The sequence below is a fragment of the Stieleria neptunia genome (genome assembly GCF_007754155.1).
GTDB lineage: Bacteria > Planctomycetota > Planctomycetia > Pirellulales > Pirellulaceae > Stieleria > Stieleria neptunia.
In genome coordinates this window covers 844,730-864,353 of sequence record NZ_CP037423.1, presented here as the reverse complement: position 1 = coordinate 864,353, position 19,624 = coordinate 844,730, and the positions used below count along the sequence as shown (strand labels likewise).

Here is a 19,624-nt window from a genome sequence, read left to right as displayed (position 1 = left end):
TTGCCGGGGGGGCGAAGATGGCCGATTAAGGGACAGTGCTGGCCTGTGAGTGCAGGCAATCCCGCTGTGCCCTTTGAGAAGATACCGTGTCGATTTCTTGCCGCCGAATCCTATGCACGGGCATCCTCGCGTCAACTTGGATCGGTTTGTTTGCGTCGGGGCATGCGGTCTGCGCCCAAGAATTCTTAGAAGTCACCGAACTCCCGTCGCGTGTGGCGTCGGATCCGGATGAGAATCCGGGGGTGTCGGCGACCCTTTCCGACAACACTGTGAAGCATTTTTCCCCTGTGTTTGACGAGGTTTTAGCGGCAGGGCGCAAGCCCTCCGGTTCACCATCGTTACCAAAACACCGGAGGGCTCGCGCCCTACCGCTAAAAAATGCTTCACAGCGTTTCCTTTCCGGCCGAGAGCTCGGGCCAGACAACGTGGGCGAAGCTCCGTCGGCTGACGCGATTCGTTTCGCCATTCCGAACGATGATCTGGATCGGGAAGCGGATCGGTTTCGCCGTGAAACGTCTCCACTTCGCCAGACGACGATGTTGCAGCCGACGCCGTTCGGAACACCTGTTGTCTCGGTTCAGGAACCTGTGGCGCAGACCGATCCGGCGACCAGCCTGACGACTCAACTTTTTGGTCGTTCCAGCCTGGATCGCAGCGTCTTGCGACAAGCGCGTCTGGGTGTCGCGAGTTTCAGTACAGATATCGTGCGTGGTCGGGAAGCATCGTCGGTGGTTTCAACGGATCTCGGCAGTCTGCTGCGGAAATCGCCTGGCGGGCTGAGCGTGAAGACTCAGCGGCGGACACCGATTGTGAACGATACCCGTGTGCGCAGCTCTCGCGTCGGGGCACTGGCGGCATCGGGATCACACTGGGTGCCGGCGCGAGAAGATCTGGACACGGCGCTCAGCAAGATCGATTCACGGCTGGTCAACGACGTGATCATCATCCCCGGGCCATACAGCAGCGTGTACGGTCCCGGGTTTCATTTCGTTGATTTCGAATTGCTTCAATCGCCTCGTTTTGCCGGCGGGAATGAACTCCACGGACAGACGAGTTTTGATCACCAAAGCAACGGCAATCAGTGGCTCGCCCAGCAAAGCCTGTGGGCCGGCGGTGAAGATTGGGGAATGCGCGGCAATTATTCGCATCGTTACGGCAGCGATTACGAAGACGGCGACGGAAGCAGTGTTCCGTCGAGCTATGAATCGCGGGAGTTTACCGTCGCGCTGGGACGCGATTTAGGTGACGACCGATCCATCGAGTTCTCGTTGCTGCGTCTGGACCAGACGGATGTCGAATTTCCAGGCTATGTGTTCGACATCGATTACCTGGTGACCGATGGATACGAGGTCGCCTACATCGATGCGAATCCTGAGATCGGTGATCGGGTTGAGACCGAAGTCTGGTACAACCGCACGCGTTTCGAAGGCAACGCACAGAACATCGCCAAACGTCCGCAATTCCCCTTTCTCAATCGAATTCGATACATCGGTTTCACGGATGTGGATTCGATGTCCACCGGTTATCGACGCGGTCGGACTTGGGGCGAAGCAGGCGACGACGTCAGTTGGACGGTGGGTCACGACCTTCGTTTCGTGAAACAAGAACTGAATGAGATTTCGGATGCGGTCACCCTCGGATTTCCGTTCCCCGTGACGGATCGCAACTCGCCGATCCCCAAGTCGTTCGCCGCCAACCCGGGTCTGTTTGCCGAGTACAACGAGCGGCTACTGGATTGCTACACGTTCAAGGCCGGTGCCCGTGTCGACTACGTCCAGACCGATATCACGGCCGATCCCGCTGGACTTCGCGAAGTCGGGCTCGACGCGTTCCCCGCTTCCTACGAAGAAATCGTAGGAACGTCGATTTCGCAGACGGATCGGGTGATGTGGAGCCTGTATGGCTCGTTGACGCGAGAACACAATGAAGCCTTGACGACGTCTGCCTCGCTGGGATTCGGACAACGTGCGCCGACGTTGACAGAACTCTATGCCGCCCAGCCCTTTCTGTTGCTGTTGCAGAACGGCCTGAACAATGTCACGGGGGATCCGACCCTGAAGCAAGAGAAAATGCTGCAGGCAGATTTGAGCCTTGACTTCGATGGCGACTACCTGCGCTGCGGAACGCGCGGGTTCTATGGCTGGGCATTCGATTACATCACCTTTGAAAACACGCAAGTCACGGCCGGCCCGCCTAGCGGCGACGTCCAGCAGGTCAGCTTGCGATACGTCAATACGAGCCTTGCGACGTTGGCTGGTTTCGAGTCGTTCCTGGAATTGCTTCCCCAAGAACGCTTGAGCCCGTTTGTGACGATGCGATATGTCGACGGACGGGATCGCACACGAAACGGCGACTTTGCAACGACCAACGGCGCACAGGGCTCCGCGTCGACCAAGGTCCCCGGTTTAGCACGCGGTTTTTTCAGTGGCATCACGGGAGGAGATTCCGAACCGTTGCCGGGCATTTCGCCCTTGGAAACTCGCATCGGCTTTCGGTTGCGGGATGCGACAGCCGATCCGAACTGGAACGTCGAACTGGCGGCTCGGATTGTTGATGACCAGGATCGCGTCGCGACAAGCTTGCTCGAAAACGCAACGCCCGGCTTCACCGTTTACGATGTTCGTGGAACGTACCGTCCCCGTTTCAATGATAACCTGTTGCTCGCGTTCGGCATCGAAAACTTCACCGACAAGACCTTCCGCGAGCATCTCGATTTTCGCTCGCTGACGGGTGTGTCGGTGTACCAACCCGGAATCAACTTCTACGTCGGTGCCGACCTGACCTACTAAGTGGCGTAAGCTTCCAGCTTGCGATGACGACAACCTTGATGGGCAAGGCCCGAGCCCCAAGGAAAACCCTCTCCTCGCTGACGCTCGACTCCCCCAGGGGGAGAGTGATAAAAACCCTTTGTTGTCAACGACTTGAAAACTGCACGACATCGCCGAGGGAGAGGTGACAGCACAAAATACGCCAATTTCATTTCAATATGGCGCTGTCCAGCGAGGCTACCGCCCGTTTCCACTGGCAGCTCGAATCTTTGTCATGCTGACCCGGGCGAAGCTGATGCGTTGGTAGGCACTTTTTCCTGACGCATCACCGTTTTCGAACAAGACGCCGACCGCGTCGTCGTTGATCAACACCAGGTCGCTGTAGGCGGCGGGGCCGGTGTGAATCAGTGGTCCGTCCTGCCACGATCGGGCTTGGTCGGTCGAATAGCGAAGACGCAAGTCGCTGCGTCCCGGGCCGCTGGGGCCGTTTTGGTCGGGGCCTGAGAACACGATCAGGTTGTCGGAGGCTGCAAGCAGGGAACATTGCACGACGGGCGGATCGAGTACCGCGGGCGATGGGCGAAAGGCTTTCCACTGTGGATCGCGCGAGTCAAAGGTATCACCGCCGTCGCGGCTCCATGCTTCGGCTCGTGTGCCCGGTTTTCCGCCGAGTTGGTTGCGGGTGTTGAAGTAGAGTGTCCCGTCGGCAAGTTCGACCACGGTGGTTTCGTTCGCGCCGATCCCGTCTTTGTAGGTTTCGTCGACCGCGCCCAGTCGCCACGTCTGCCCGTGATCGTCGCTGATCACCACGTGAGCCCCCAAATCGCCGCCGTCCCGACCGTCTTCCCCGAGCCGATGGTCCGTCGGGATGACCAATCGTCCGCGATGGGGGCCGCGCCGGATTTGAATCGAATGCACCGGGCCGGTCGCGTACCAGCCCCAAGCTTCTTTCTTGACGTCCTGGGTGATCTCCCGCCGCGGGGACCAACTTGCGCCGTGGTCATCGCTGGAAATCACGAACACGCGATCGTTCTCGAGCGTAAACGGCATCCAAATGCGTCCCGGATGGTCCGGGTCAAGCAGGTCGACGACGGGGGCGGGATTGCCGATCGTGATTTCATTCACGTCCTCGGCGACCAGATCGCGAAAGTCACTGTTCTTTTGGACGACCTGCAGCGGGCTCCACGTCTTACCGCCGTCGGCGGAACGTTTCATCACCAGATCGATCTCGCTGGCATCGCCGCCCTGGCGTGCTTCGCAAAACGCCAGCAGGTCATCGTTGGCCGCACGAATGACCGCCGGGATGCGATAGATTTTGTAACCGTCTTGGCCGCCGACAAACACACTGGCGACCGGAAAACCGGTGTCGGTCAACGCGGGCTGCTCGGCGACCGCGGGTTTCGCAAGGAAACTGCCCGCGATCAACAGCAGAGGGATCAAGTAGGGTTTTGAATCGATGTGGTTGTTCATGTTGGATGGTTGAATTCGTTCGTTCGGGCGTGTTGGTGTTTGGGAAATTGATGTCGTTTCTTCCTGGTTAGGGCACTCGTGGGCATACACAGGCTCAAAGGCATGCACAGCATGCCCTACCGGTCGATCCAAGATTCACCGCTCGACCTCCCCTCGCTGCGGTCGACCCTCCTGCCAGGAGGGTGACTTGAATTGCACGACCTCCATCGCGGCAGGGTGAGGTCTGGAGCATGCGGCCGGGCAACCTATTGCGGCTGATCCCAGAGACGGTAGGGGTCGTCCAGGCGACGCATCTCATCGAGCAACAGTTTTTCCATCTTGATCCGTTGACCCTTGTACTTCGGGTCGTCGGCCAAGTTGACCTGGCCGGGCGTGGGCGTCGTGCCGACCAGGGCATTGAGCGATGCGTCGTGATGTTGTCCCAGAAACTCGTGCGGATTATCGGCCAGATTGAACAGCTGTGTCTCGCGGACCTTGCCGTCCAAGACATCGTACTTGATCAGCTTCCAATCGCCCTGTTTGACGCATCGCATGCCCGGCTTGGTACCGCCACAATAGACGCCGAACAATGTGTCGCGGACGACTTGCTGCTTGCCGAACAAGACGGGGGCAAAACTGATCCCTTCGTTCGTTTCGGGGGCATCGATGCCGGTCAAGTCGCAGATCGTTGCCAGGACATCCATCAAGTAGATGTTTCCGGGCGCCCGAATCCCCTGCGGAATCCCGGGCCCGCTTGCGATGAACGGAACACGCCAGGTGTGTTCGTAAAGGTTTTGTTTTCCTTGCAAACCGTGGCGACCGATCGCCATGCCGTGGTCGGCGGTGTAGAAGATGTAGGTGTTGTCGAGTTCGCCGAGCTTTTCGAGTTTGTCGAGCACGCGACCGATCTGGTCATCGATATTTTCACCGCAAGCGAATTCGCGTCCCAGCTCGTTTCGAATCGTTCGTTCGTCGCGCCGCGTCCAGACTCCGCTGACTTTTTCTTCGTCGCGTAAGCCCGGATGACCGTGATGAAACGGGTGTTCGGGCAAGTAGTTGACCGGCAGTTGGGGTTGTTTGGGGTTGGCCGGCGGCAGCGAATCTTTGTCTTTGTGATTGACGGCGCCATATTTCGCGTTCAGTTCTGATGTTCCGTCACGCGTGTCGTGGGGATGCGAAAAACCGAAGTAGATCAAGAACGGATCGGTGTCGTTTGACGCTTCACGCTGGCCGAGGTAATCCAGGACGCGATCGGCGTGCCAGGCGCTGCCGGTTTCATGCGTTCCGCCGCGTTTGGTCGCTTCGTGAACGATCGTAAACAGCTGGTTGGCCGCGTCGTAGCTGTTGCCTCGTTTGCATGTTCGCATCGTGTCGTAGCCCGCGCGATTAAATACGGCAGCCATCGTGTGATTGGGCAGATCGGGCGGCACCAGTGCCGCGTTGTCGGCGTTGGGGTTTTGTTTGTTCCGTCCACGATTGGGCAGGTGCCAGACACTGCGACCGCTCATGATCATGTGACGCGACGGCGTGCACACCGCACCGGACCAGGACCCCATGTGGTGGGCGTTATCCAAGACGATGCCGTCGGCGGCCAATCGATCCAAGTGGGGTGTTTCCAGTTTGGATCGCTTGTTGTAGATCTGCAAATCAAAGGGCGATTGATCGTCGGCCAAGATGAACAAAATGTTGGGGCGATTCTTGGTCTTTGATTGAGCCGCTTTGTTCGCTGCCGCTTTCTTTTGAGCGGCAGTTCGCCGCGCGACGATGCCGGCCAGTTTCTCGGCTTCGGCTTTGAGGACGTCCGGGGCAATTGTTTCGGGCGTGACTTCGCTGTGTCCGATGTCTTCACCCGCGGGGATGCTGCGGATGCGGATGTTGCGGTACCAGACCGGATCACCGTGATCTTGCAGACTCAGTTGTCCGCCACGGCTGGCCACGTCACCGCCGCGCTGTTTCAGCATGTCGACGTTGAAGGCCCATTTGGGATCGTTGTAATCAAAGTCGATGACCTTTGTGCCGTTAAGCCAATGTTGGATGACGGAACCCTTGCAGACAACGCGGGCTTCGTTCCACTGGCCCACCGGACGTGTTTTGTCGGCCGACGGTTGCATGCAGAAGTACAACGAGGCGGCGCTGGTGCGCGGGTTCTTGCCATCCCTATGTTTCGAATTATCCAGAATCTGGTATTCGTATTGGCCGGGACGATAGTAGACGCCGCTGTTGCTGCCCGCGGCGACCTTCCATTCAAAGCGCAGTTCGAAATCGTCGGGGACTTTGGCGGCGTTGTAGACCAGCGATCCGCCCTTGCCGGTTCGCGTGATCACCCCGTCTTCGATGACCCAGTTCCCGCTGTGTTTCCAGCCGTCCAGGCTGCTGCCGTCGAAAAGCGTTTGAAACGTTTTGTCCTGAGCCACCGCGGGTGCGATTCCGCCCAGCAATGGCAAGAGAACGAGAGAAATAAAGATTGCGAGATGTCGCGTCATGGCGAATGCTCCCATAAGGCGGGCACGGTGGGGACATGGGGGAGGTAAGATTCTAATCGTTTCGAGTGGAGGGAGTGTGCTTGGTCCGTGAAATCCAGGATTTGTTATCCTGGTAGGGTGACTCCCACCACCGCGCCGCCATTCCATGCACACGTTTCCCGATTTCCGATGTTCCGCTGAGGCGATGGGGCTGGCCGGAATCCTGTTCAGTCTGCTCTCGATGTGGGTGGCGTTGGGACGGGGCCGCTGGTTGATTCGGTCGGCCATCGGCGTCGCCGCGCTGGGGCTGCTGCTGCCGCTGCATGCCTACCAGCCGATCGTGTTCTTTAGCTTGGCCGGATGCAGCTCGGTTGTGTTGCTCGGTCTGCTACGTTTCCTTGGCCGGCGCGATCAAGTGGGTCGACGTCATTCACGCACCGCACCTCCGATCTGGCGACGGCTGACATTTTGGTCCGGGGCGTTGGCCGGTTTGGTCGTGGCTGCGGCCGTTGTCGGATGGGCGGTCCGCGTCTATTGGAACATGGGCTCTCTGGAGACGTTGCTGGTCTTTTTGCCGGTCTATTTCACGATTCAAATTGTAGCGATGTTGTTTGGCGATTCGTTCCGGCTGGGACCCATCGTCGTGACCCGGTGCGATTCGGTCGGTCAATCGTATCGCCTTTCTGACGCGATGTCGGCGATCGTGTTGCTCGCGATTTTGTTCCTGATCAACATGTTGGCTCAGCAACGCGATCCCGTTTCACAATGGTCATCAATGCTTTCTGCCGCCGGCATGATGACCTTGGCCACCGTCTCGATCGCAGCCCTGTTTACGGCCGTTCGCTTACGCTGGCGATTTGTCGCGATGGTTGTCTTTTCGATCGTCCTGGGGCTCGCGTTCCAGTTCGGGGCGGTCGGCGGAAAGTGGTTGATGCAAGCCAGTGCCCTGAGTTTTCTGCCGGGGTCGCCCTATCACGTCATGATCTGGACTTACGCGGCCGCACTTCTGATGACGACGTTGTGCGTCGCGACGGCCGGCTGGTTGCGGTATCGACAGCTTGACTCGCCGACGGAGTGTTCGACACGGCGGTTGGCGACCATCGCATCATGGACTTTGTTGACGTTGTATGCCGTTTGTCTGTTTCCGATCGCCGTTCAAATGGCCCGGCCACTGGCTCAGCCCGATCCGATCGCCGGTGACGTAACAGTCTATGAACGGCTGGAGACGAAGATGGCTGAGTTGGCGATGCTGAATCCGAAGGAACAGACGCTGCAAGAATTTGCCAACGACGGTCGGACAGAACGTGCGAACAAGATTGCCGAGGCGTACGCATCGATTCGGCGGACGGCTCGTCAGACATTTCGTGCGCCCGATCCATTTGCCGTCGATGCCGATTTCACGGGTCTCGGACAGAAGCTGAATGTTTTTCGGTCCTGGGCACGCTGCATGGATAAAGAAGCCAGGGCAAAGGTCAAGGCAGGGCAATTTTCTGACGCCAGCGACTCGTGGCTCGATTGCATCTCTGTCGGACATGGACTCGGGCGCGGAAGCGATGTTTCCTACGCGTTGACCGGCATCGCGACCGAAGGCATCGGCCAGGAAGGCTTGGTGCGGATCCGCAACGATCTGAGTGTCGAAAAGCTCGCGGAATTGTTGCCCGTCTTGATTGCGATCGATGGCGAGCGGGAGTCACTCGAATCGATCAAACGACGAAGCGATTTGGTGATGGACCGCGAAATGAATTGGCAATACCGATTGGCGATGTACGCGCCGGCTCACTTGTCTGGGCAAAGTCCGTCCGAGACGACGACTTTGGTATCGCCGTCGATTGACGCGACCGAGGATGCGATCCACCGACGCGATGCGACGCTGCGAATGCTGATGGTGGAATTTGCCGCCCGATTGTTTGACGCAAAACACCAACGGTTGCCCACCGGCATCGATGAACTTGTGCCAGAATTTTTGCCGTCTGTTCCGATCGATCCGTTCAGCGACACCCCCCTGATCGATCGGCCGACCGAAACCGGCTTTGTCGTCTACAGCACCGGCACCAACCAAATCGACGACGGTGGCGCGTTTGGCGACATCACCACACTTCATCAAGACGACTATGACTTTGATCTCGACACCCTGATCCGAGCGACGAAGCCGATCGGGAGTGGCGGCTTCGGCGGCATGAATTAGCGACGATCGGCAGATGAGTGGGATAGGCTTCCAGCCTGTCGATGCTGAAATGACGAGCCTGGAAGCCTATCCCACTTCAAAAGATCCGACGGTTATTTTCCGCTTGATGCTTACTGCGGTGACTTCGGCAGCGGCAAACCGAGTTCGTCGCCGTTTGGCTGGAACCCGTTTCCGTCGACGTCGACGAAGATCGGGTTGCTGACGGCGATCGGCGGGCGCTTGCCGTATTGCTCACCCATGACCTTTTCCATCGTCATGCCTTCGCCGATCGTTGCCACGATCAGGTGTGCGTCTGCATCCAGTTGGACGGTGATCGTCGAATCGAATTTGGCAACGCTGTCGGAATCCGCGAACAACTCGGGAGAATTCTTGCGCGTGTAGTCGTGTTCCTCACTGCGGCGTCCATTGATGAAAATGGCAACGCGATTGACGTCCAACCAGTTCGGGCATTGGACACTCACCCGGACGGTCACCCGACCGTCGCTGGCCGAGAGGTCGTCGCCGGGAATCGCCAGCGTCTCGCTGGAACTTGACGTGCCGACGACCGACAGGAACGGGCCGGTCGACATGACGATGTGCCCCGCTTCGGCTTGACGAATCATTTCGTCGGTGGAAATCTCCGCCGGATCATCAGTGCTGCTGGCGAACCAATTTCTCAGCCAGCCGCTGCCATGGTGGTTGTAGTGCGCGTCGGTGTTGACGACACCCGGAATGCGGTAGCCTTGGTTGAGCAGTTGCATCCATTGGAACAGCGGGATTCGCATCTCCCGGACGTTCGGCGGTTTGCTGGCAACGTCTTGAAAAATCGTTTCCAGCGGATGGACTTCGATGACATCCATCCACTTGAGCATCCCCCGGAATCCCTTGTCGGGCGTTCCGTCGACGTCTAAGTCACCATAGATTTGGTGCAAATTGGGATGGTTCATCTGGACCAGTTTGTCCGAACCACCGTCCCACATCGCCAGCCGTTCGATCTGGACGACCGGGTTCGGGTCGACCCGCGGACCGCCTCCGTTTTGAGTGTGTGGATGGTGGTGCAGCGGGAACGAATTTTGATGGTTCGCGGGCAACGGATTGCCGGTCAATTCCATTCCCGTGCACGTCGCCATCAGGCGCGAACGCTGCATTTGCTTCAGATGCGGCGTGTAGCTGCTGATGCGATTGTGTTCGGTGCAGGGGGCGAATTCCAGGTGTTCGCAGAGCAGGTTTTCGACGCGTCCGTACTGGTCGGACGTGTTGTCGCCCGATGGGCTGCTGTGGCTGTGCAGCTCCGTACTGACCCAACCGCGGGTATCGACCACACGGTCGAGCTGGATGGAAATCTCGGTGATCTTTTCTTCGACGACCTGGACCTGCTTGATGACGCGGTCATATTCCGGTCCGCGGCTGAAATGGATTTCGTAGTTGCCAGGATCGAGCGGGCAATGCATTTGGCCATGCACGGCATACACGCAATTCTTGACAAAGGTCCGGGTACTGTCCGGTCCGAAGTCCGGGTGGCCTCCGTTTTCCGCGTAGATCGTCGCTTTGGCCGGGATCGGATTTCCATCGCCGTCGGTCACGGTTGCAGTGAATCCGCTCGGTGAGGATGTTCCCAGCCGAATCGTTTGGGGTTGGTCACTCGATTTGACGACCAGTATGAAAGGCGCGTTTCCGATCGCCGTGTATCCGACGAGGTACTCACCGGGAACCAACCTGGCGTGGGCGATTCCCTGGTCATCGGTTTGTAGCGTAAAGGGTGGAGATACTTTGCCCTCAGAATCCGTCTTTGATCGCAGCGAGATTTTGGCACGCCTGACGGCGGCTTGGTGATCGCCACCGGGGATCTCTAACGGCACCTCAAAGGTGTGCATTGCCGGCGAGCGATGCGACCCTTCCGCGACGGCCAGCAAGTCGATCGGGCTGGTCGCCGGATACAGCAAGACCGTCCAGGTCGTCACCCCGTCGTCGCGCTGCACGTGCTGGTCGCTGTAATGCAGCTCCGCGGGCCGACCGTTTTTCCAACGCGGCGGTTCGGTGCCCCTGGGGCTTTTGAATCCGATCGTTTGCCGAAAAAATGAATCGGTGCAATACGCGACGCTGCCGGATTGTTCCTGTGTAAAGGTGCGATCGGCGCGGACGCCGTCATACGCTTTGACCGCTTCCGCGGCATCACCCTCGATCCAAACCGTGGTCTCGACGAACGCGTTCCCGTCCATCAAGCGATACCGCACGGTCGCGGTGGTTCCATCACCGGCGAGCGATTTGGACGAACGGCACTGCCAGAACACCGCGTCGCCCTCGCGACCGGTTTGCACTTGGCTCGGGTCATGGAATTGATACCGGCCTGCCGTGGGAATGAAGGCACTCAGTTGGTCGTTGGAGGGATCGTTCAAGGTCAGATCGAGAATCGAAGCGCCGATCCCGCGAATGGTCAAATTGGCATCCCGCGTCGCGATCGGGGCGGCGATCGTGACCGAGATCTGATCGTTTTTCATCAGATAATCGCCATAGATCCAGTCGACTTCTTTGCCATCGATGTCCGGTTCCAACTCGGGATAAATGACGCGGATTTCGGCAGCGGTGGCAAGCGCGGCGGAGAGCCAGAGGAACGCGAAGACACAAGGGATGGAGCGGCGCGAGCGTGGAGGTTGCATGGCGGGTTGGCAGGGAGGGGGGGGAGGCACGAGCGTGGGGACGGGCTCAGGATCTAAGGTCGAAGATTTCAGATTTGAGAAGCCTAGCGGGCAGCCCGTGTTTTCAGTTCGTTCAATCGACGCTGCAATCGGGCGTGTTCTTGTTTGGCTTCGTCGGGCAGTTCGTCGATCGCAAGTGCTTGTTGTTCTTGGGGGTCCGTGACCAGATCGAAGAAACGTCCGTCGTCGTAGAGTCGGAACTGCGGCGAGCGAATCGATCGTTTCCCGCGGTGCTCACTGTAGATCCAGTCTCGCTGGCGTTTCCTTGTGTCACCGAACAGCAGTGGCGCGAAGCTGATTCCGTCGCGAAAGACATCTTCATCGCCCAAGCCCGCAATTTCGGCGACCGTGGGCAGGTAATCGGTCAAATCGACCATCTGGTCGGCCTGGGTGCCGGCGTCGATCCGGCCGGGCCAATTGGCGATCAACGGAACCCGTGTTCCCGTGTCGTCGTGTTTTCCCTTGCCGCCGGGAACCACCTCGCCGTTTCGGATCGAAAACACTTTGGGACGAGCCATTTTGCCATCGGCGCCGACCGACAGATAGCTCGCCGCAGGAGTTCCGTTGTCGGTGGTAAACAGGATCAACGTTTCTTCGCGAAGTTCCATTTGTTCCAGCGCCGCGACCAAACGCCCGACCATGTCGTCCATCGACGCGATCATTTCCGCGTACGTCATCCAGCGACCGTCTTTGTAGTAGGCGACCTGCCGGCCCTTTAAATCGTCGGTGACATCGTGGCACAACGCCATCGGGTAATACGCAAAAAACGGCTTGCCATCCTGTCGGCTCTGACGCATGAAGTCGATGAGAAATTCGACATACAGATCCGGGCCATATTTGCCGCGTGTGTCATCGCGGAGTTGGCCGTTTGTATAGATCAACGGATCGTTGTAGCGACCGCCTTCGTGCCAACCGAACAGACACCAAGAATCGAAACCGACCCGTCGCGGGTGTTGGAGATCATTTTTCATCATGCACAGCTGCCACTTGCCGGCGACGGCGGTTGCGTAGCCGGCCTGTTTCATGCGGTCACCGATCGAGATCCCCTCGGCGGCGTCGGGGAAATCGCCCCACTTCATCCCTTCGGCTCCGAAGCGAAACGGGTAGCGTCCGGTCATCAGGCAAACCCGCGAGGGGTGGCAGACCGGCATCGAGTAGGCATGATTGAATTTCATGCCGCCTTGGGCGAGCGCGTCGATGTGCGGAGTCGGATGACTTTGGCCGCCATAACAACCGATCGCATCGCAGCCGACGTCATCGGCCATGATCAATAGAATGTTTGGCTTCGATGCCCAGACGCTGGAGGGCAACATCAACGGTGCGAGCAGCACCACGGCGAAGACGGACGCGAGCACGTGTTTCATTGTGATCATTGTCCCAGTTTAGCGTAGTCACCATAAGCCTTGGCAATCGCATCGTCCTCCGCGCCGGAGTGGACGTACACGGCGAACCGCAGCCGAAACGTTTCGCCGGGCTGAACCACAATCCGGCTGGCCGCACCTTGTTTCATCGCCGCACGGCCGAAGGGATTGGCGGTGATCAATCCATAATCGCGGGCGTGCCACCAGGTTTCGCGAAAGTTCGTCGGGTGACTCATGACCGTGACCCCCACACGCTGGCCATCAATGACACCACTGTAATCACACCAGGCCGCGGCGTTGCCCCAAATGGTTTTTGCACCGGCACGGCCTTCGGCATCTGTCAGGTTGCCGCCTGCGACTTCAGTGACCGGCGTTGCCACGCGAACCCCCAGACCCATTTCTTCTTGATCGCCAAACGAGAACGGCTGGGTGCCACTGAAAATGGATTCCACAACAAATAAGATGGCCTCGGGTTTGGCGAGTACGGCGAACCGGAATTCTTCGTCGCAGACGATTCTGCCGTCGGAACCGGTGTATTGTTTCTTCTCGATGAACGAACCCATGTTGCGTTCGGACGCGGGTTCTTGAAGGAAGTCCACGTGTCGGACCGACGCCTTGTTGCGCCAAAAGTCCTCGCCGCCGAGATCGCCGAAGGCCAACCAGATCCCCGGGTGCATGGTGGCGTGGTCGCTGCGATCGCCGGATTGGGGCGGATGATGCCGCGTGACCTGAATTCCACCGGGCGTTTTGACGTGGGCAAAGTACGGACGCGGGATGGCATCATCGCGATAGACATAATGTGCGATCGCTTCGCCGTTCACTTCGATGACGACGCGGCCGTCGCCCTCTCGGAACGTCAGCTCGGGTCGCTGTGCCTCGACTGCTGCAGAGAAGCAAAGCCATGCTGCGATCGTCAACTTGATACGTGGATTCATAGGTCTTTTCCGGGAGGGACGGACCAATGACCTCCCGCCCGATACTTGCGTCCAAGCATCGCATTGGCCTCGAGGTCACCGTGGATCGTTTGCGTTTCGGGGTCGATGCTTAAGGATCGTCCGACCGTGACGCTGATGTTGGCTAAGTGGACCAAACTGCAAGAATCGTGACCGATTTCGATTTCGGCTGCAGGCCGTCGGTTCTCGGTGAAGGCCTGCAGGAAATCGGCTTGATGATTCTTCGGTAGTGTCGAACTGCCTGTTGATGCTGGGATCGCGATCGGTTGGTTGGAATCATCCCAGACGGCCAACTTTCCGCGTTTGCTGACAAACAACATTCCCTTGGTTCCATAGAACTCGATCCCCGTGTCGCAGTTGTGCGGCATGTTCTTGGACCAGATCCGCATTTCGAAGATCAGTTGCTTGTTGGACTGCGGCTTTCTATCGCCCGGCCACTGGAACACACAGGTCGCGGTATCGGGGAATTGTTGATCGTCGTCGAAGTAGAACTTGCCGCCGATCGCTGATGCCTTTCTCGGCAACCCTTCGACTCCCAAGCCCCATCGTGCGATGTCGAGTTCGTGCGTCCCATCGTTACCGATGTCGCCGGTTCCGAAGTTGTGCCACCAGTGCCAGTCGTAATGGAATCGATTGGATTGAAACGGCAGGAATTCCGCGGGGCCGACCCAGGTGTCGTAGTCGACATGGCTCGGCGGTGCGGAGGGTTTGGCATGTCCGATGTTTCGTCGTCGTTGGATGTTCCAGGCCTTGCCAACCAGCACGTCGCCGATCACTCCGTCTCGAAGCATGTTGATCGCACGGACCACCAACGGATGGGTGCGGCTTTGTGTTCCGTGCTGAACGACCACGTTGTTACGCCGTGCCGCTCGGACCAGCAACTGGCCTTCGCGGAAGTTGTGGCTGCAAGGTTTTTCGACGTAGACGTGTTTTCCCGCGTCGCAAGCCATGATCGAAGCCGGGGCGTGCCAGTGATCTGGGGTGGCGACCACCACCGCATCAACGGATCGATCGTCCAGAATCCGTCGCAAGTCATCGGTGACGTGTTTCGCACCGGACAACTTCTGGAAGGCTGCGGCATGCTGCTGATCGGGGTCGCAAGCCCATGTCACCGTGGCCTCACCGGAAAAGCCTTGCAACAAACTTTTCGAACGGCCGCCACATCCAATGAACCCGATTCGGGGTAGGCCCCTGTCCGACGCGGCTCGCGCGACATTGGCGTAAGACAGTGCGGATAAACCGACGGCGGATCCACGTACGATCAGTTTGCGACGTGTCAGGGATTGCATTTGAAATCTTGTGGTTCGCCAAGTTCATTCACAGCGGGGCACATCAGACGCCCCGCATTCTATATGATTGAGTTGGCGTTCGCGTCGCGAACACACGCAACACATTATCAAATTGGGATCAACGATGTCCTGCTACAATTCGGTGATCGTTCCCGCGGCGATCGATGACGTTTGGAACGAGATCCGCAATTTCCACCGTTTGGACTGGGGGCGTCCGTTTATTACCAGCGTGAAAGCGGTCGGCGGCCTGCCGGGTGATTGCGTGGGAGCCAAACGGGTGCTCAACGGCGCTTTCGAAGAAACGCTGTTGGACTTGGATGACGCCAACTACAGCATGCAGTATTCGATCGACGACGGGCCCGAGCCGGTGTCGCAGTCGTCGGTCTCCAACTACCTCGGTCAAATTCAATTGTTGCCCGTGACGTCCGACAACACCACGTTTGCCCAATGGATGTCCGAGTACACGGCGGACGATCCACAATTGGTCGCGGATTTTTGCAACCCCATCTATGCGGCCTTACTGGAAGCGTTGCGAGACCACTTTACCGCCGCGTAGCGTGGAGCTAACGTCAGTGGGATAGGCTTCCAGCCGGTCATTTCGGCAGCGACGAGCCTGGAAGCCTCTCCCACTCCTTTTCCGCTCGTTGCCTACTTCCATTGCCACACATCTGGCGGGTCGAGCGTGCCGTCGGTATGGGCGGCGTCGGATTGAAGCCAGCCTTTGGCATCTGCGTCGTCCAACAGATAAGCCTGCCAAAACTTGACACTGATCTTTTGAATCGCTGGGTGATGTTTCGGATTGCGATCGCGACGACGCAGGCCGCGGGCATCGGAGAACGTGTAATGGTTCCCGTCTTGGAAGACCAGATGGTACTTGTCCCCCTCGGGCAAGGCCTTGTAAACCAGCTGACGTGACTCCGGCGTGAACGTGGGGTCGATCGGGCTGTCGTCTTGGGTTCCCGTCATGCACAGCAGGGGACGTTTCAGCGGGGCGAACGCTTTTTCCGGCGGCGGGCCCTTACCCGGCTGGGGGCTCATCGCCAAAAACGCATCGATGCGTGGTTCTTCGATTCTCCGTCCGAAAAAGGACTGTTGGCCGGCAACGCCGAGCGTGGTGACCGCACCGAAGCTATGGCCGCTCATGCCGATGTGTTCCAGGTCAAGCTTGCCGAACAGCGGGTGGTCGTCGCGTTGATTCCATTGTTCCAGTTGATCGATCACGAAGGACACGTCCTCCAGTCGGTCGCGCGCACTTTTGTAACTGGCCGCGTTTTTGAGTGCATTGAACCGCTCGCGGAGCGGAACGTTTTTCATCACGTCACGGTCACTGCCGGCGTGCTGGATGAACACCGCGACGAACCCCGCGCCCGCCCAATGCTGCCCCAGGTACGGGTTGCCTTCACGAGAACCGCCCAGCCCGTGAGAGAACAAGACGACCGGCCGGGCCGTCGCGCCGGCTGGCAAATAGACGCGCACGGGCACCTCGCGGTCTCGTTTCGGATCACGCGGTTCAAAATCAATCGGCTTGATGAGCGAAGGCGACTGCGCCATCAGGCCCGACGGGATCACCAAACACGACAGCAGCCCGGTCATGATCAGGTGGGCTGCGATGACACGCCGCGACTGCGGCCCGATCGAATGCTGCGTCTGGACGAGTGGCATTGCTCTGATCCCCTTGGTAAAAAATCAATCAAACTACGTTTTGGCACCGAGAATCTTGATCACCTACACGGCACACAACGCCTCAATCTATGTCGATCGAAGTACGATTCACTGGTAGCAGATTTTCGTCATTCGATCCCGAGTCCGTCAGCTTGGCACACGAATCCGATGATTTTCAACAACGGCGGTCGAGATTTGCTGACCTTTCTTTCTTCACGATGGGACCGATCTGCTGATGCCCCCCAATGATGGCGTTCCGATTTGGCAAGTCGACGCCTTTGCCACGCGTCCATTTTCCGGAAACCCCGCGGCAATCTGTTTGCTGGAATCCCCCCGCGATTCGGAGTGGATGCAGCAGGTCGCGGTAGAAATGAATCTATCCGAAACGGCGTTTGTTGTCCCCACCGGCCGGCCCAATAAGTTCCACTTGCGCTGGTTCACGCCGGCGGTCGAGGTGGATTTATGTGGCCACGCGACGCTCGGAGCGGCGCACACGTTGATCGAACAGAAGCGTGTGGATCCTTCGCGACCGATTCTGTTTCAAACGCGAAGTGGCTGTCTGAGTTGCCAGTGCGAGGGGCCGTCGATCACGATGGATTTCCCGGTCACGCCACCGTCCGGCGCGGTTGATCCGGCGACGATTGCCGATCTTCAGGACGCGTTGGGGGTTGCCGTCAATCACGTCGCGAAATCCAACGAAGACGTGTTCGCCGTCGTCGAATCCGAGCAGACGCTGCGCAGCGTGTGCCCGGATTTCGGCAGACTCGCAAAGATTGAAACCCGCGGCGTCATCATCACGGCCGCATCGTCCACGGCAGGCGTCGACTTCGTGTCCCGCTTCTTTGCGCCACGGTTCGGGATCAACGAAGACCCGGTGACGGGGTCGGCCCATTGTTGCTTGGCGCCGTATTGGTCTCAGCGTCTCGGCCGCTCATCGCTGACCGGATACCAGGCTTCACGGCGTGGTGGTCTGGTGCACACCCAAGTCATCGGTGACCGGGTGCAGTTGTCGGGGCAAGCGGTGACGATGATGGAAGCGAGGTTCTTGATCGATGCCTCGGATGATCATCGCTGATCACGGTCCTTTAAACGCTCTCAGTCCCAATCGCCATGCCGACAAAGAGTTGGTTTTCCTGAATAAACGTTTCCATCGAGGCGACCATTTGTTGGAGCGGCTGTACGGGTTTCGCACAACCCTAGTGCTTCGTCAACTTTTATTCATAGGGTACCGCGGAAAAGGGGTCAGGTACCAAAAATGCGAAACACCCTGCGGGCCATTTGGTTTTTGGTACCTGACCCCTTTTCCGCTCGACAAACGCAGGCTCGAAAATTGAAAGCTGACAAAGCACTAGCTCGCTGACGCGACCGGACCCTCGGGAAAATAGATGGCAGTTTTAAAGTGTGGCGTAAGCTTCCCGTTTACGATTCCGGCAACGCAAGCTGGAAGCTTACCCCACTTGGTCTTTCGAAGTCGGATCACGCCGCCTTTCGCTGGTTCTGTTTCGGTTCACCCAACCAGCCGGAGATCGCCTTGAGGTCTTTTTTCCAGTCCTTACCGGTACGGCGTCCCAGGAACGTTTCGAACATCAAGTCCATCGTTTCGCTCAATTGACGGATCGCATCGATGCGGTCATCGTCGTCGAACTCTTCATCGTCTTCCAGATGGATTTTCGCGCCGCTGATCCCGAACGATTCTGCTTGCAGCGTCAGGTCGAACTGGCGATCGTCGCGGACAATCGTCATGCCGGCTTTGCGGGGCAATTTGCCGCTGCGGATCGCCTGCATCGCTTCGGGCAGCTTGACCGGGCTCTCCGCCGAGATGCTCTCCTTGCCTGATTCGCCCAGCGGGCATTCCAGGCTGAGCGTCTTGGCCAGCATCACGGTGACTTTGGAATCGTCGGCCAGCGTGAGCGTGTCGGTTTGATTTTCCAGTGTCCACCAAAGCCACATCAAGAACTCATTGCCCAGGAAATCGGGTGACTGTGAATGCTCGTTGGACCATTTGTGGCTGCCCATGGTTTGGCCGCTAACGAAACTCACCGGCTGCAGATCATCAACTTCGCCGTACAATTCGTTGTCGATCCCCCATTGTTCGGCCAACGATCCCGCGCTCCAGTGCCGGAGTTCCACACCGAAGGCTCGCTCGACCAAATCCAGACAATGTCGGCCGGCCGTGCCCACCGAGCCTCCGAAGTACAGCAGCTCGTTGGCGTAATCCCAAAGCATCGGAAAGGATTGCATTTTGCGATACTTGCCGGTCGCCGCTTCAGTTTCACAGCGTTGTTCCACCGCCTCCTTGGCCTCTTTGCGTTGGGCTTTGGTGACCACGCCCGTCTCGCTGTCCTTGGCGATTCCGGCCAATTCCATTTGCAGCCAAGCGGCTCGGTAGGCAGACGGGATTTGGTTGGTGTCAAATCGGGCGGAGAAGTGAATGGCTTCGTTGATCAGATTTTTGCTGTGATCAAAATCCTGGTCGAACAAGTGTTCGCCACCCAAAAAACCGACCGAGACGTTTTCCTCCGAGGCGGTTTGAAACTTGCCGGCAGCGTGCTTGGAGAGGATCTCGATGTGCTCGTCGCCGAAGCGTTCCGCTTCGAAACCGGTGACACTGAATCTTTGAAACGCGAGGCTACCGCGAAGGAATGGCATGGACGATCCCGTGACTGTTGAGAGGGCGAGCGGATGGAAGCGTCGTGGATTTATCGACGGATGCCCGTCAGGAATTTGTCTCGTTGAAGCCAATCGTCACGATCGGCAAGGTTTGACCAGTTTCAGACGGGATGGGGGGCGAAGTGGCAGAAAAATGTGGGGCAGAAAAAT

At 58.3% G+C, this 19,624-nt stretch carries 12 protein-coding genes; 4 read left to right on the top strand and 8 right to left on the bottom strand.

Translation table 11 applies throughout. The annotated features are described in order from the left end of the window. Positions 1-425: 425 nt before the first annotated feature. Positions 426-2,789, top strand: coding sequence for a TonB-dependent receptor domain-containing protein (locus tag Enr13x_RS03060; RefSeq protein WP_145384635.1), 2,364 nt, complete (start codon positions 426-428; stop codon positions 2,787-2,789). Between the two features lie 216 nt (positions 2,790-3,005). Here Enr13x_RS03060 and Enr13x_RS03055 read toward each other — a convergent pair whose 3' ends face one another. Beyond that, entirely contained in the window at positions 3,006-4,238 is a 1,233-nt protein-coding gene (locus Enr13x_RS03055; protein ID WP_145384634.1) for a sialidase family protein, read from the bottom strand. A 245-nt stretch (positions 4,239-4,483) separates the two neighbouring features. Continuing rightward, the gene (locus Enr13x_RS03050; protein ID WP_231744062.1) at positions 4,484-6,700 is read right to left on the bottom strand and encodes a family 16 glycoside hydrolase; all 2,217 of its coding nucleotides are present in this window, start codon (positions 6,698-6,700) and stop codon (positions 4,484-4,486) included. 145 nt (positions 6,701-6,845) lie between these two features. Between Enr13x_RS03050 and Enr13x_RS03045 the strand changes: the two genes are divergently transcribed. Further along, positions 6,846-8,864, top strand: coding sequence for a hypothetical protein (locus Enr13x_RS03045; protein ID WP_145384633.1), 2,019 nt, complete (start codon positions 6,846-6,848; stop codon positions 8,862-8,864). Positions 8,865-8,974: 110 nt separating this feature from the next. Here the strand turns inward: Enr13x_RS03045 and Enr13x_RS03040 are convergent, their stop codons facing one another. From Enr13x_RS03040 to Enr13x_RS03025, 4 genes are all read right to left on the bottom strand, one after another. Continuing rightward, on the bottom strand, positions 8,975-11,500 hold the full coding sequence (locus tag Enr13x_RS03040) for a CehA/McbA family metallohydrolase (protein WP_145384632.1): 2,526 nt from the start codon (positions 11,498-11,500) through the stop codon (positions 8,975-8,977). A gap of 83 nt (positions 11,501-11,583) precedes the next feature. After that, positions 11,584-12,903, bottom strand: coding sequence for a sulfatase-like hydrolase/transferase (locus Enr13x_RS03035; RefSeq protein ID WP_197455742.1), 1,320 nt, complete (start codon positions 12,901-12,903; stop codon positions 11,584-11,586). Between the two features lie 5 nt (positions 12,904-12,908). Further along, a complete protein-coding gene (locus Enr13x_RS03030) occupies positions 12,909-13,835 on the bottom strand; it encodes a DUF6807 domain-containing protein (RefSeq protein ID WP_145384630.1) in 927 nt (308 codons plus the stop codon). Beyond that, the gene (locus tag Enr13x_RS03025) at positions 13,832-15,142 is read right to left on the bottom strand and encodes a Gfo/Idh/MocA family protein (RefSeq protein ID WP_145384629.1); all 1,311 of its coding nucleotides are present in this window, start codon (positions 15,140-15,142) and stop codon (positions 13,832-13,834) included. The genes Enr13x_RS03030 and Enr13x_RS03025 overlap by 4 nt, the downstream gene beginning before the upstream one ends. A gap of 124 nt (positions 15,143-15,266) precedes the next feature. On the opposite strand from Enr13x_RS03025, the gene Enr13x_RS03020 reads away from it, so the two are divergent. Next, positions 15,267-15,698, top strand: coding sequence for an SRPBCC family protein (locus Enr13x_RS03020; RefSeq protein WP_145384628.1), 432 nt, complete (start codon positions 15,267-15,269; stop codon positions 15,696-15,698). A 92-nt stretch (positions 15,699-15,790) separates the two neighbouring features. Here the strand turns inward: Enr13x_RS03020 and Enr13x_RS03015 are convergent, their stop codons facing one another. Continuing rightward, the gene (locus Enr13x_RS03015) at positions 15,791-16,804 is read right to left on the bottom strand and encodes an alpha/beta hydrolase family protein (RefSeq protein WP_315857000.1); all 1,014 of its coding nucleotides are present in this window, start codon (positions 16,802-16,804) and stop codon (positions 15,791-15,793) included. A 235-nt stretch (positions 16,805-17,039) separates the two neighbouring features. Here Enr13x_RS03015 and Enr13x_RS03010 point away from each other — a divergent pair, with 235 nt between their 5' ends. Next, positions 17,040-17,879, top strand: a complete 840-nt coding sequence (locus Enr13x_RS03010; protein WP_145384627.1) for a PhzF family phenazine biosynthesis protein — start codon at positions 17,040-17,042, stop codon at positions 17,877-17,879. Between the two features lie 401 nt (positions 17,880-18,280). Here the strand turns inward: Enr13x_RS03010 and Enr13x_RS03005 are convergent, their stop codons facing one another. Beyond that, entirely contained in the window at positions 18,281-19,453 is a 1,173-nt protein-coding gene (locus tag Enr13x_RS03005; RefSeq protein WP_145384626.1) for a hypothetical protein, read from the bottom strand. Positions 19,454-19,624 lie beyond the last annotated feature (171 nt).

What these genes read in the sequence shown, in the direction of transcription:
- Enr13x_RS03055 (WP_145384634.1), bottom strand. Translation starts at nt 4,238, where the DNA reads ATGAACAACCACATCGATTCAAAACCCTACTTGATCCCTCTGCTGTTG.
- Enr13x_RS03050 (WP_231744062.1), bottom strand. Translation starts at nt 6,700, where the DNA reads ATGACGCGACATCTCGCAATCTTTATTTCTCTCGTTCTCTTGCCATTG.
- Enr13x_RS03045 (WP_145384633.1), top strand. Translation starts at nt 6,846, where the DNA reads ATGCACACGTTTCCCGATTTCCGATGTTCCGCTGAGGCGATGGGGCTG.
- Enr13x_RS03040 (WP_145384632.1), bottom strand. Translation starts at nt 11,500, where the DNA reads ATGCAACCTCCACGCTCGCGCCGCTCCATCCCTTGTGTCTTCGCGTTC.
- Enr13x_RS03035 (WP_197455742.1), bottom strand. Translation starts at nt 12,903, where the DNA reads ATGAAACACGTGCTCGCGTCCGTCTTCGCCGTGGTGCTGCTCGCACCG.
- Enr13x_RS03030 (WP_145384630.1), bottom strand. Translation starts at nt 13,835, where the DNA reads ATGAATCCACGTATCAAGTTGACGATCGCAGCATGGCTTTGCTTCTCT.
- Enr13x_RS03025 (WP_145384629.1), bottom strand. Translation starts at nt 15,142, where the DNA reads ATGCAATCCCTGACACGTCGCAAACTGATCGTACGTGGATCCGCCGTC.
- Enr13x_RS03020 (WP_145384628.1), top strand. Translation starts at nt 15,267, where the DNA reads ATGTCCTGCTACAATTCGGTGATCGTTCCCGCGGCGATCGATGACGTT.
- Enr13x_RS03015 (WP_315857000.1), bottom strand. Translation starts at nt 16,804, where the DNA reads ATGCCACTCGTCCAGACGCAGCATTCGATCGGGCCGCAGTCGCGGCGT.
- Enr13x_RS03010 (WP_145384627.1), top strand. Translation starts at nt 17,040, where the DNA reads ATGCCCCCCAATGATGGCGTTCCGATTTGGCAAGTCGACGCCTTTGCC.
- Enr13x_RS03005 (WP_145384626.1), bottom strand. Translation starts at nt 19,453, where the DNA reads ATGCCATTCCTTCGCGGTAGCCTCGCGTTTCAAAGATTCAGTGTCACC.